Genomic DNA, 13,340 nt, shown 5'->3' with positions numbered 1-13,340 from the left:
TCTTTGTCTTTACATAACATATGTTGAGTATATTACAAAAAGACGGTCGCTTCAAGCGCTTAGCAATACACTTGGAAAACAGAGCCAAAAGAATTGATCCAGTATATCTGTCTTGAAAAGAACTGCAGGAGAAAGGGTGATACGCTTCTGTTCATTGATGAAATCCAAAACTCGCCGCAGGCTGTCATGCAGATGCGCTATTTCTATGAGGAGTTGCCGGATTTGTTTGTCATCGGTGCGGAGCCATTGCTTGAAATATCCATGGACAAGCGTCATGTCAACTTTCCTGTCGGGCGGGTTGAGTATCGTTACCTGTTTCCGATGACATTTGAAGAATTCCTTCAGGCATTAGGAGAAACACAGGCACTTGATGCTTTCCATACGATCCCTGTCCCTCGGTACGCAGAGCAGAAGCTCATGGAGCTATTCCGGCTTTATACATTTGTCGGAGGAATGCCAGAAGCCGTTGTGCGGTATGCCGAAACGAAAGATCTTTCACAGCTTTCGCCGGTATATGAGAGCCTGCTTACCGCATATAAGGATGATGTTTCAAAATACGCAAAGGGTGGCCATGAAACGGATATCATCAGGCATGTCATTGAAAGTACTCCGGCGGAGGTCGGGAACCGGATTGCTTTTGAACATTTTGGAAATTCAGGCTACAAATCGAAGGAAGTAGGAAATGCCTTGCGTACCTTGGAGCGAGCAATGCTACTGTACCTGCGATATCCTGTAACTGGCTATGCACTTCCTCTTGTACCGAATCTGAGGCGAAGGCCTCGGCTGCAATTTATTGATACCGGGTTGCTTGGTTATGCATTGGGGGGCCAGGCGGCATATTTTACCGAAGAATCTCTTGATGCTCTATATGCCGGTAAACTTGCTGAGCAGCTGGTTGCCCAGGAACTTATGGCTCGAAGCAATACCATATGTGAAAAACCCTTGTTTTGGATACGTGAAGAGAAACAATCGAATGCTGAAGTGGATTTCCTGACGGTAAATAAAGGCAAGGTATATCCTGTTGAAGTCAAATCAGGCAAGAATGGGACACTCCGTTCCCTTCATGAATTCATCAATGCATCAGGGAATAGCCTTGCCGTCCGGTTATACAGCGGTACATTTTCCGTGGAAGAGGCGAGGACACCTGTTACTTCTTCCAATGCTGCAAGACCGTATCGTCTGCTCAATCTGCCGCTTTTTCTTGCATCGCAGGTAAATTCTTACATCGAAGCATACTCGAAATGATTTTCTTTTCTGTATGGCTTCAGTTACAATGGGTTCCATAGGAGCAAATAAGAATGGACTTTCTATATAGGGAAGCAACAATTGAAGATTTGGGCCTGCTGACAGAAACTCGGATAAAGGTTTTGCGGGCTGCCAATGGGCTGGATGATTCAATGGATATGCCGGAAGTCAGGAAGCATACCTATGCATATTATAAGAAAGCCCTTGCTGATGGCAGTCATGTGGCTTATCTGGTGTTCGATGGTGATACTGTCATCGGTACCGGCGGAGTCAGTTTTTTCAGGGTGATGCCTACCTATCACAACCAGACCGGCTATAAAGCATATATCATGAACATGTATACTGACCAAAGGTACAGGAGAAAGGGAATAGCTTCCAAAGTCCTTGGCCTGTTGGTCAAAGCTTCCTTGGCAAAAGGGATACCAGCGATATCCCTTGAGGCTACGGATATGGGACGGTTCCTGTATAAAAAATTCGGTTTTCTGAAGATGGACAACGAGATGGAATTGCCGAATTGCCGCTGAGACCTTATGGAAGGAGAAAAGAGATTCAATGGCAAGACGATGCATTGCCTTTGCTGGAACAGTCCTTGAAATCTAGTATAATAAGGAGGATAGTATGACTATTCCTGAAAAGACAAGATATAGGGGATACCCAGACAGGCTATCTGAAGAATGTCGTGAATGAACCTTCCATAGAAATCGGTTCATAGATCACCTACAATGGCTTTGAACATAAACCAAGAGATTTCGTTGCCAACAATGTGCTATACCATTATCCGATTCTTCATGAAAAGCTGGTAATCGGAAAATTCTGATCACTTGCCTGTGGGGTGAAATTCCTGTTTCGCTTTGTGCAGCGCGTTATAAATATCCTCTATGAGATTGGGCTTGTATTTTGCGACAGCGGGCAACGCCCTGATCGTCTGCCTTGCTGTAATCGGCTTGTCGTCCATAATGTGCACAAGGTAACTGTCGCTTGTTACATTCACCGTCCTATATCATGATTTACAGTTAAGATGACCGGCAAATTCCGATTAAATGTTACCTATTGCACAGAGCTTCGAATATCTGTCCGTCTATGCTGATTATTTCATCAATGGGAATCGTCGTGCCATCGTCCATAACGACAATCCGTTTGTATCCGTCTATCTTTTTAACCGAACCAGTAGCGGTGATATAAGTACCGCCGCTTTTCTTTTTGTCCGGCTGAAAATAGGTAATCGTGATTTCCGGCTGTTCTTTTGTGCGGCCCGCTATGATCTGCAGTCTGTCGTTCAAGACTCCTTTCGTATATTCGTCTAATTCTATACGCTTATTTGTCAATCTTGCAGCTTCCTTGACGGCATCATCGTAACCGGTCAGCGCAGCGAAGGGAGAAAACTGAGCTGCCCGGTCAATTACTGTCATGTGAGGACGTGTCTCAGAGACATGGTGTGGCAGGTTGATGATGTCGTCATACGTTCCCGTCATGCTTTGTGTCCTCCGATCTGTTTGTTCCGGTCAACTGTGGTTGCGCCTTCTTCCAGATTCATTCCCCTTAGGATGGCATTCTTCCCGTGTTTCTTCTTGATCTCCAGCATTGCTTTCTGCATCTTTTTTTCCCGTACAAGCTTCACTCTTTCGGCCTCTTTCTTTTCCTGTGCCGCCGCGTAGTCCGTGAAGAGGTCAAGCTGTTCAAAGCTATCCTTTTTTTGAACGGTCCCTTCATCTACCACATGATTTGCTGTAAGATAGACTCTCCTGACCATAAGGTTTTTGTCAACAATGCACTCAAACAGTTCTGTAATCGCATTCATAATCAGCATTGTTGAGGCAGTTCGCCTACCGAGGTTTGTCGTACCGTGTGCGGATTTTGGAACATCGCGCCCATAACGGTCGGTCATGATTGCCCCGTGATAGAGTTTCTTGATCTTCGGATCGGTCAGATTTTCAATATCATAACCAACGGTCAACGCAAGCTGGTCGGTCACAAGCCTTTTATCCACCAAGTCGAGTGCCAGTAAATCGGCCATTTCCCGCACGATCAGCCTTGCTTTGGCAAAGGAGTAGGGGTGTTGCAGTACCTGCCCTGATCCGATGCTACTTGTACTCGGCTTATACGCTTTGATATCGGCGATGGTGCAGGGCTCCCATCCCCATGCGTGGTCAATCAGCAGCTCTGCGTTGATGCCGAACAGCTTGTACAGCAAATCCTCGTTATAATGATCGGCAGGATTACCAAGGGAGCACCGTGCGATATCTCCCATTGTAAAGAGACCGAGTTTTTCCAGCTTTTGGGCATATCCTCTGCCGACGCGCCAGAAATCTGTCAAAGGCCGATGCGCCCACAGCGAGCGACGGTAGCTTATTTCATCCAATTCGGCAATCCTCATACCGTTTTTGTCAGCAGGTATGTGCTTTGCCTCAATATCCATTGCGACCTTGGCCAGATACAGATTCGTACCGATTCCGGCAGTCGCCGTAACACCGGTGGTATCCAAAACATCCTGAATCATTTTCGTAGCAAAGTCACGGGCTGAGAGTTTGTAGGTGTTTAGGTAATCAGTGGTGTCAATGAAGACCTCGTCAATGGAATAGACGTGAATATCTTCGGGCGCTACATATTTTAAGTAAACCGTGTAAATCCGTGTGCTGCAAGACATGTAATGTGCCATTTGCGGCGGTGCAACAATATAATCCAGCGAAAGTCCCGACGAGGCTTTCAGTTCCGTATCGCTGAAGGATGCACCGGAAAAGACTTGTTCCGGCGCCATTCGTTGCCGGGCCGCGTTGATTTCCTTAACCTTCTGCACAACCTCGAATAATCTTGCCCTGCCGGGGATGCCGTAGGCTTTGAGGGAAGGGGAGACGGCGAGGCAGATGGTTTTTTCGGTACGGCTCGCATCGGCGACAACAAGATTGGTAGTCAGCGGATCAAGTCCTCGCTCTATACATTCGACTGAAGCATAGAAGGATTTCAGATCGATTGCGATATATGTTCTGTTCTTCACGCTTTCGGTCACCTCCCTGAAAAGTTATCTGCTTGGTAAATTAGAATTCGACTACTTTTTCTCCCAAAGAAGATAATATCGTCAGAACAGCTTACGATACACTTTCGCTTCTGACATTATCACATGTTTCTATTTCCCGTCAATTAAACGCGCGATTACCTGGAGGACGAAGAGAAGTCCTTTGTAGGGAAGAAAACACCGATAAAAAAGAAACCCGACCCAATCGGATCGGATTCCCTTTTTTGCTGAAAAGCTTTTTAGCCTTCCATGTGGTCTCTCTGTGCACTTGCCATCAACCTGATTGCATTGATGTTGATGAATCCTTTGCAATCAACAGGCTCGTAGCCGCCCTTGACTTCCATGGAACCCAGCTGTTCATTGTAGAGAGAACATGGGCTGGAAATTCCGGCCATCATGACATTGCCTTTATAGATGGCAACAGTAGACTTGCCGGTGACGTTCTTCTGGCTCTGTTCCATTGCCGCTTCCAGCATATTGAATTCCGGTGCGTGCCAGTAACCGTTATAGATAAGTTCTGCAAACTTGGGCATCAAAGAATCCCTCAAGTGCATTACTTCCTTGTCCATTGTCAGACCTTCAAGACTATGATGTGCCTTCCAGAGGATTTCACAGCCCGGGGTCTCATAGACGCCCCTGCTCTTGATACCGATGTAACGGTTCTCGACCATATCAACCCTGCCGACTCCATTGTCATGACCGACCTTGTTGAGATAATAGATCATCTCAAGAGGATCTGTGACCGTGGTGCCTTCTGTTTCATTGGTTACGGAAATCGGAGTGCCGTCCTTGAATTCGAAAGTCAGTATGGTTTCCTTATCCGGTGCCTGCTTCGGGCTTACAGTAAGACTGAAGACATCCTCAGGACATCTCTTGCCGGCATCTTCCAAGATGCCTGCTTCATGGCTGATATGGATGAGGTTTTCATCTTCGCTATATGGCTTTTTAGTAGATGCCTTGATTGGAATATTGTACTTCTTGGCATAGGCAATCATGTCAGAACGTCCTTCAAACTGTGAAAGCCATTCAGGATCTTTCCATGGAGAGATAATCTTGACATCATGCATGTGCATATAGTAACCGAATTCGAACCTTACCTGGTCATTGCCCTTGCCTGTAGCGCCGTGTGCTACATATTTGGTTCCTTCTTTCTTAGCTATTTCAATGTGTCGTTTTGCAATGATAGGACGGGCGATGGAGGTACCGAGCATGTACGTGCCCTCATAGATTGCATTTGCTTTCATAGCCGGAAAGATGTAGTCGGTGACAAGTTCCTTACGTAGGTCTTCGATATAGACCTTGCTGGCGCCTGTTGCATAGGCTTTCTTTTCGATTGCGTCAAAATCTTCGTTTTGTCCGACGTTTGCCACATAGGCAATTACATCGAATCCCTTGTTGCTCAGCCACTTAAGAATGACTGATGTGTCCAGACCGCCGCTATAGGCGAGAATGACCTTTTCTTTGCTCATTTTACTAGTCCTCCATTGACCTTGTTGAGTTTTCTCTTTATTGACGGTTTGGAGTATGTATATTTATGTAATTTATGTCAAGTGATTAATGAATAAATATTTAAAAAATATCATCTTTGGCTAGAATATCGAACCATTCCTGAATAAATATTTGTATATTCTGTATACTATCTACATGAAACTGCGCACTTATTCGCATAAATATTCAAGAGTTACCTTTTATTTGATGGCCTGTCGATTCTTGTTTTAGAAAGATTTTTCTTCACATTCTCATACATATATAGTTGTTTGAAATGTCGGGAAAAGATATATCATTGTGGTTTTTCTTGACAAACAGTATGTACATGGTAGTATTTTTAATAAAAAGGGAGTCCGAATTCCCTTTTGCAGGAGCACCGATGAAACTGAAACGAGATGTTTCTCTCGCTGGCGTATTCGCATTGGCTGTCGGAGCAATGATCAGTTCCGGCATTTTCATCCTTCCGTCCCTTGCTTTTGCCCAGAGCGGTCCATCAGCAATTGTTTCCTATGGCTTGGCTGGAATACTTGCTATGTTAGGGTCCCTGAGCATGATTGAACTGGCAACTGCCATGCCCCGTTCAGGCGGAGACTACTACTTTATCAACAGGAGCTTGGGGCCATTTGTCGGGACGTTTTCAGGTATCCTTGGATGGCTTGCACTGTCTTTGAAGAGTGCACTTGCCGTGTATGGTATAGGCGAGGTCCTATGGATGCTGTGGGGCATCAATCCACTTATTTCCTCTACTATCTGTATCGTTTTCTTCGTAGTCGTCAATCTCAGCGGAGCAAAGGAAGCTGCACGGTTGCAGTCGTTGCTTGTTGCATTCCTGCTTCTGCTGCTGGTAGTTTTCATAGTAGCCTCATTGGGAAAAGTCAATCCAGCTAATTATAAGCCTTTCTTCAAAGGCACTCCGACTGATATGCTGGTGACTTCAGGTTTTGTGTTCATTTCGTTCGGAGGATTGCTCAAGGTAGCCAATCTGGCAGAAGAGATCAAAGACCCAAAGAAGAATATCCCCAGGGGTATGCTCTCTTCGATCATTGTCGTTACCGTTCTCTATGTGTTGGTAATGGTCGGAGTCACGGGTCTTCTTGACCCTGAGGAATTTGCTGTTGCTCCGGCTCCGGTTGCCCAGGCAGCTTCGGTAAGCCTGGGAAGCATAGGCTTCATCCTTATGAACATTGCTTCTTCCCTGGCTTTTCTGACGACTGCAAATGCAGGGATCCTGGCAGCTTCCCGCTATCCGCTTTCCTTGTCACGGGATGGATTGTTACCATCTTTCTTCGTCCGGCTCAACAAGAGAGGAATGCCATATGTCGCAATCATAATTACCGGTCTCCTGATGTGGATATCATTGCTGCTTGATCTGAACTCATTGGTAAAAGCGGCATCGAGTGTCATACTTACTTCATACGTGCTTACCAATATTTCTGTCATTGTCTTGCGGGAAAGTCGCTTGGAATACTACCAGCCGTCCTTCAAGTCACCGTTCTATCCTTGGCTCCATATTGCCTGCATATTGCTGTTTACGTTCTTCGTCTTTGAGCTTGGAAGCCTGACGTTGGAAGTCGCATTGCTCCTAGGGCTTGGATGCCTGCTTCTTTATTTGTTCTATGGAAGCAAACATAGCAGTGGTGAATATGCCTTGCTGCACGTGCTCAAGCGCATTGCCGATGAAAGGCTGACGCAGGGATTGCTGGAAAAGGAATTGGAGGAAATCGTCGTGGAAAGGGACAGCAGGGAAAAATATTTCTATGAGCTGGTGGCGCGTTCAAAGGTCTATGAAATTCAGGAATCCTGTTCTTTCCCACAGTTGCTTGAACAGGTCATTGATGGAGATATGTTGCCATTTTCCTGTAATGACAAGCAGCATCTGATGGATGAATTCCTTCATAGGGAAGAAGAGGCAAGTACACAGTTGAGCAGTTTCCTTGCAGTGCCCCATGTAATTCTTGATGATTTGGACCAGATGGAAATGGTTGCACTAAGATGCAAGGAAGGGGTTTCTTTTTCTGATGATGAACCTCCTGTGAAAGCTGTGTTTCTCCTTTTCGGTCCGCTTGAAGCCAGACAGGATCATCTTATTGCATTGACTCATATCGCAAGGGCTGCAAGCAATGAGGATTTTCCTTCTATCTGGCTATCGACAGATCTTTCTGATCTGCTCGATAAGATTTTTCCTGCTTGAACCAGAATGCTGATTGCCCTATCATGTGTGCACATTGAGGAGCTGTATGTCCATTGAACTGTTTGAACAACTAGCAATCAACTTTTTCATCTATAGTGTGATAGGGTGGTGCTGTGAAGTCGTCTATTGTTCGGTACCTGCCGGGCATTTTATCAACCGTGGCTTTCTTCACGGTCCATACCTACCGATTTATGGTTTCGGTGCATTGATTATCATCTATGTGATCGTTCCTGTTGCTGGCAGGGCTGTCGGCCAACTGAGAGGCAATATCCTTTCAGTCTTCCTTGCCGGAGCGGTAAGTTCAAGTTTCCTTGAATATTTCGGTTCGTGGTTTTTGGAGAAATTGTTCCATATCAAGCTTTGGGATTACAGCAAACACCGTTTTAATCTCAATGGCAGGATATGTTTGCTGAATTCGGTATTGTTCGGTTTGCTCGGTGTGGTGATAACAAGGTTTTTCAGTATCGGCTGTACCAATACCATCCTGCGTCTGCCCCAGGATGTCCTTTATAGTTTGTCCATGACCATTGTGGTGGGTATGGGCGTCGATTTTACCGCTTCGTGCTTCAAGATGAAGGCATTCCAGAGACGGGTGGAGAATCTTCATCTGAAGACTCAGGAATTGAAAGAGCGTGCCATAGCTTTGCAGAAAGAGAGCCTTTCATCAGAGCTTATGTCCAAGCTGACTGCCAAGATGGAAGCTGAAATTGACAACATGAAGGGAGAGATCGGACGTACAGGCAGGAGGATCATCCTCTCCAATCCCTCGATGACCAGTCGTAACGAAGGCTTGCGTCTGCAGCTTGAGACTGCAAGGAACGAACTCAGAAGTTGGAGAGCAAGAGGCATGCAGGCAGCAAAGGAACGCAGGGACAAGATGATGTTACTTCTGGAAGATTCCAAGAAAAAAAGCAGAAAGTAGAATATAATACTCGGTCCTATTGCTTGACAAGGGATTTACTTTTGTCATAGAAATAGTATTATGATATTATCATGATATCATAATACTATATGAAACAAAACAGGATGCATGGAGGTCTGCAGATGATAGAACTCAAGGGATTGACCAAAAGATATGAGCCGGAAGGCAAGATTGCTGTTGATGGTTTGGACCTTACTGTTGAAGATGGTATGATCTTTGGTTTCCTTGGACCAAATGGTGCAGGCAAGAGTACAACGATAGGCATGCTGGTAGGCAGTCTGAAGCCGACAGCTGGAACTGTATCAATCTTTGGACATGACGCAGGCAAGGATAGCCTGGCTTGCAAGAAGCTCATCGGGTATGTACCTGATGAACCTCTGTTCTATGAACATATGAGCGGAAGACGCTATATTGGCTTTATTTGTGATCTTTTCGGCATTCCCGCAAAAGAACGTAAGGAAGAAACTGCACGTCTTGCCGAGCTTTTTAGCTTGGAAGAAGCAATTGATACACCGATTTCAAGCTATAGCCATGGCATGAAACAGAAACTTGGTGTCATAGCCGCTTTGATACATCATCCACGGCTGTTGATTTTGGATGAACCTATGGTCGGACTTGACCCAAAGTCTTCCTACATCCTGAAGGATGTAATGAGGACATTCTGCAAGAAAGGCGGAACCGTTTTCTTTTCGACGCATGTTATGGAAGTTGCACAGAACCTGTGTACGGATATCGGTATCATTGACAAGGGTAAGCTTCTTTTCCACGGTAGTTTTGCTGACTTGAACCAAGGCAAGGGCGGAGATCTGGAACAGTTGTTCCTTCAGATGACCGGCGAGTCCGGCTTGGAAAACAAAGTAGAGGAAGCCCTGTCATGAGATTCGGAATCATATTGACACTTATAAAAGGGAATCTGTCAGGAAAGGACCTTCTCTCCAGCCGCTTTCGAATTGGGTCGAACAAAGCAAGACAGGGGACCGTGGGCAAAATTGTGACAAAACTTATCATTGTCCTTGTTGCTGCAAGTTTTATGTTCTTGTCTTTTTCCAATGCGTACGGTCTTGTCTTTGTTGCAAGGGAAGCAGGCAAGACACTGGATGGCATGACTTTTCTGTTTTTTGGCTATAGTATCCTGATTTTTCTGTTGGTCGGTCTGTTCATGGATGCTTTCCTCTATGGAGGCAAGGATGGCAAGTTGCTCATGACGTTGCCGGTAAGCAATGAAGAACTTTGTCTGAGCCGTTTCTGCTTTGCCTATGGCTATACGCTTCTGTTGGAAGTACTTCTGATAATTCCCCTGGCAATAGCTTTTTTCCTGCTTATAGGCTTCACTTCCTATATGCTCGTGGTATTCATCCTTATTTTCTTTCTTCTGCCGCTCGCTCCTCTGTCACTCGGTGTCCTTTTCAGTTTCATCAAGATTCGCTATATCAACGGTATTGCTTGGCTGGAAGGCTTTGTTGCGACTGCACCTCCGATTATCGCCGTACTTTTGCTTTCCAGAGGTGCAACATTGGCCGACCAGACCGATATCCAGATGTCCATGTATCTTCCACTGTTCAGGAAGACAGCTGATCTGTTTTATTTTTCCCAGATGTCGGGAGCCTTGGAACATGCTTTTCCTTGCCTGGTTGTCTTCGTTTCCGTTTCTTTGCTTTTCCCTTTGCTGGTCTTGCATTTTGCTTCAGGACGTTTTACCTACCAGGCTGAGTTGTATGCCCAAGGAAGGAAAAAGAAAAAATCAAAGTCATACAGACAAGCAACGGAGGCTTCTTCGCCTTTGAAAGCCTTGCTCAGAAGGGAAATGGAAATTATCCGAAGCGATAGGGGCCTGAGCTTTGAGTTCTTCGGTGAATTGCTGATACCTGTAATTCTTATTGCCGTTTGGCTGTTCATGGGGATTTCTTCGCAAATAACTTCATTCCTTTTTGCACAGCAGAATGCCAGTTGGTTCCCTGGCTTGCTGTTCTGCATCATCAGTCTGTTCAGCGGGTTGTGTTTTGTCTCAGCGACATCTGTCAGCCGGCAAGGGAAGCTTCTGAAACTTGACAAAGTACTTCCTATTGAACCTAAGCAAGTGCTCAGGGCAAAACTGTACTTCCATATGTTGCTTGTTGCTCTTCCATATCTCATCTATTTATCTGTATTTATAGGTGTTGCAGGTCTTTCGGCCAAGTGGTTTGTCATTTTTCCTCCGCTTCTTGTCATCAATACGTTTACCATCGGTTGCCTTGACCTCGCACTTGACTATAGCCGGCCGATGCTTGACTGGGATTTGCCTGTCAAGGCTATGAAAAGCAATCCCAATACACTCATTGCCCTGCTTGTCAATCTCATAGCTTTGCTCCCTTCCATGCTGATAGTCTGTCTGCTTCCTTCATTTGCTTGGCTTGCTTTTATTCCTGGATTGTGTTTTTCCCTAGCAGGATATAGAATTGCTGCAAAAGCTACAGCGAAAGCCCTCAGTGGAGACTGACGAGGAGAAATGCGATGGATGCTATACAGAAGATTGATGCGATCAGAAATGAACTTAAGGAAGGTATGATTACCGATGTCGATACATTGATGCATACGCTTCGGGTAGAAGCGCTGGCAATGGCACTGGCGACAAATGAAAGTGATGTTGATATGACTGTCCTTCATGCAAGTTGCCTGCTGCATGATATTGCCAGAGGTCCGATTGAGAAAACCGGTGGCTCGATGGGCGATCATGCAAAGGAAGGTTCCAAGCTGGCTGCGACCTATCTCAAGGGTAAGAACTGGTTCAGTGACAAGGTTTCTGACAGGATTGCACTATGCATTGCCCAACATAGCAGGAACAGCGGACCTAAACCGGATTCCATTGAAGCAAAGCTGCTCTTTGATGCTGATAAGCTTGATTTCTTTGATCCGTTCAGGCTCAGTCGATTCTGCAGACGTCTCGGCTACGATGCAACTGCAGGGGTATTGTCTGTACGGGTCTATTCAGGCAAGGGTTGGATGGAACAGCCGCTTGCTGGGTTCATTGGTTTTTTGCGTACAAAGTGTAGGTCAATTGAAAGCTGTCTGTTCTTGGAGAACTCAAGGCAAGAGGCAATCCGACGGTTGCCGAAAGCTTTGATCACCTTGCAGCAACTGGAAGAGAGCTGCCGATATCTGGATTCCGACAAGGTCAAATCAGCTTCAGACTAGTCTGATAATTTTGTGCAACCGGTTGAACAACGGACAAAAACATGTTGTTTGCATGTAACCCAAAACAAGCTGAATTTAAGAAAATAAATAGGGAATCAGGTATTTAGGTCTTTTTATTTAATTCACTCTTTATCGAAATATAATTTTTTAATTTGCCACTTTAGATGAAATATTTCATCGGTGGTAATTTTTCTATTAAAATAAATCTTGACAGATATATTGCTTATGATATACTTTCAATTGTTGAGCAAACGGTTGCACAACAATAGTAAACGGAGGTGCTGTGCATGGCTGTGACAATCAAGGATATTGCAAAACTTGCAGATGTAAGTACATCGACCGTTTCCCGTTGTCTCAATGATAACCCTCGGATTTCACAGACTACAAGGGACAGGGTCAAGAAATTGGCAGCTGAACTTGGTTTCGTTCCGAACAACAGTGCAAAGAGCCTTTCAACGCATAAGACAGGACTAGTTGGTTTGGTTTATCAGGAAAGTCTGGATGAAGATGGTTCGCATTCTTATGTAAATGCACTGTTCCTGAATTTACGTAGGGAATTGGAACGACTCCAGCTCGATACGATTCAGGTCGAAGCAATCAACCTGCATACGAAAGAGAGCAATGCAATCCGATTGATCAGGGAACATAAGGTAGATGGATTCCTTTTCCTGCATGCCCAGATTACCGAGGCCGATATCAATTGCCTCAACTGCTATCAGATTCCTGCGGTACAGGTCCACTTCCATCCTCAGTTCACTGATTTGAGGGCACTTGATTTTTTCATTACTGACAATGTATACGGAGGATATCTTGCTGGGAAGCATCTGTTTGGAAAAGGTTGCAAAAAGCCTCTGCAGGTCGGATGTGCTCCGAATATCGGTACAGAGTTCAACGATCGTACGAAGGGTTTCAATATGGCGATGAAGGAATATGGCCTTGAAGCAGATCCTGCACTTCATTTCCTCATTCCCAGTGATGTTTACAGTGCTTATCATTTTGTCCAGCAGCATTTTGATCTTGTATGCCGCTGTGATTCAATATTTGCCCAAGCTGATGTCGTTGCCGTGGGACTTATACAAGCACTGCAAAGCAAGGGTATACGGGTTCCCAAAGATATAAAAGTAGTAGGATTTGATGACAGCTACTACAGCAGGATACTGCCACCGTTTATCACGACCATCCATCAACCTCGTGAAGAGATAACGCGGAAAGCCAGCAAAAGGATTTTTGACCTCATCAAGACGGGGAGTGATGGAAGACATATCCAAGAGGAAATAAAACCCTATCTGATAGAAAGGGAAAGTACATAGTCA

11 protein-coding genes and 2 pseudogenes are annotated in these 13,340 nt (G+C 45.2%); 9 read left to right on the top strand and 4 right to left on the bottom strand.

Going from position 1 to position 13,340, the window contains the following annotated elements; genetic code table 11:
• Positions 1 to 93 precede the first annotated feature (93 nt).
• From LKE40_03410 to LKE40_03400, 3 genes and pseudogenes are all read left to right on the top strand, one after another.
• The gene (locus LKE40_03410) at positions 94 to 1,245 is read left to right on the top strand and encodes an ATP-binding protein (protein ID MCH3916516.1); all 1,152 of its coding nucleotides are present in this window, start codon (positions 94 to 96) and stop codon (positions 1,243 to 1,245) included.
• Positions 1,246 to 1,298: 53 nt separating this feature from the next.
• Entirely contained in the window at positions 1,299 to 1,769 is a 471-nt protein-coding gene (locus tag LKE40_03405; GenBank protein ID MCH3916515.1) for a GNAT family N-acetyltransferase, read from the top strand.
• Positions 1,770 to 1,873: 104 nt separating this feature from the next.
• Positions 1,874 to 2,059, top strand: a pseudogene (locus LKE40_03400) (acetyltransferase).
• 33 nt (positions 2,060 to 2,092) lie between these two features.
• Here LKE40_03400 and LKE40_03395 read toward each other — a convergent pair.
• The 4 genes and pseudogenes from LKE40_03395 to LKE40_03380 form a co-directional block, all read right to left on the bottom strand.
• Positions 2,093 to 2,221: pseudogene (locus LKE40_03395) on the bottom strand (SufBD protein).
• A gap of 67 nt (positions 2,222 to 2,288) precedes the next feature.
• Positions 2,289 to 2,717, bottom strand: coding sequence for a hypothetical protein (locus LKE40_03390; GenBank protein ID MCH3916514.1), 429 nt, complete (start codon positions 2,715 to 2,717; stop codon positions 2,289 to 2,291).
• Positions 2,714 to 4,237, bottom strand: coding sequence for a DNA methylase (locus LKE40_03385; protein MCH3916513.1), 1,524 nt, complete (start codon positions 4,235 to 4,237; stop codon positions 2,714 to 2,716). Before LKE40_03385 ends, LKE40_03390 begins: the two co-directional genes overlap by 4 nt.
• Positions 4,238 to 4,494: 257 nt before the next feature.
• Complete coding sequence (locus LKE40_03380; protein ID MCH3916512.1) at positions 4,495 to 5,724, bottom strand: argininosuccinate synthase; 1,230 nt, start codon at positions 5,722 to 5,724, stop codon at positions 4,495 to 4,497.
• 398 nt (positions 5,725 to 6,122) lie between these two features.
• On the opposite strand from LKE40_03380, the gene LKE40_03375 reads away from it, so the two are divergent.
• The 6 genes from LKE40_03375 (at position 6,123) to LKE40_03350 (ending at position 13,337) form a co-directional block, all read left to right on the top strand.
• The gene (locus LKE40_03375; protein ID MCH3916511.1) at positions 6,123 to 7,934 is read left to right on the top strand and encodes an amino acid permease; all 1,812 of its coding nucleotides are present in this window, start codon (positions 6,123 to 6,125) and stop codon (positions 7,932 to 7,934) included.
• A 46-nt stretch (positions 7,935 to 7,980) separates the two neighbouring features.
• Positions 7,981 to 8,856, top strand: a complete 876-nt coding sequence (locus LKE40_03370; protein MCH3916510.1) for a putative ABC transporter permease — start codon at positions 7,981 to 7,983, stop codon at positions 8,854 to 8,856.
• A gap of 122 nt (positions 8,857 to 8,978) precedes the next feature.
• On the top strand, positions 8,979 to 9,734 hold the full coding sequence (locus tag LKE40_03365) for an ABC transporter ATP-binding protein (GenBank protein ID MCH3916509.1): 756 nt from the start codon (positions 8,979 to 8,981) through the stop codon (positions 9,732 to 9,734).
• A complete protein-coding gene (locus LKE40_03360) occupies positions 9,731 to 11,332 on the top strand; it encodes a hypothetical protein (protein MCH3916508.1) in 1,602 nt (533 codons plus the stop codon). The genes LKE40_03365 and LKE40_03360 overlap by 4 nt, the downstream gene beginning before the upstream one ends.
• Positions 11,333 to 11,346: 14 nt before the next feature.
• Positions 11,347 to 12,027 (top strand): HD domain-containing protein, encoded by a 681-nt coding sequence (locus tag LKE40_03355; protein MCH3916507.1) that lies wholly within the window; start codon positions 11,347 to 11,349, stop codon positions 12,025 to 12,027.
• Positions 12,028 to 12,314: 287 nt separating this feature from the next.
• Positions 12,315 to 13,337 (top strand): LacI family transcriptional regulator, encoded by a 1,023-nt coding sequence (locus LKE40_03350; protein ID MCH3916506.1) that lies wholly within the window; start codon positions 12,315 to 12,317, stop codon positions 13,335 to 13,337.
• Positions 13,338 to 13,340: the final 3 nt, after the last annotated feature.

It is taken from the genome of Spirochaetia bacterium (genome assembly GCA_022482625.1).
Classification (GTDB): Bacteria; Spirochaetota; Spirochaetia; order Sphaerochaetales; family Sphaerochaetaceae; genus Pleomorphochaeta.
Note: the sequence above shows the minus strand (reverse complement) of the source record. Positions and strands in the feature narration are given on the sequence as shown.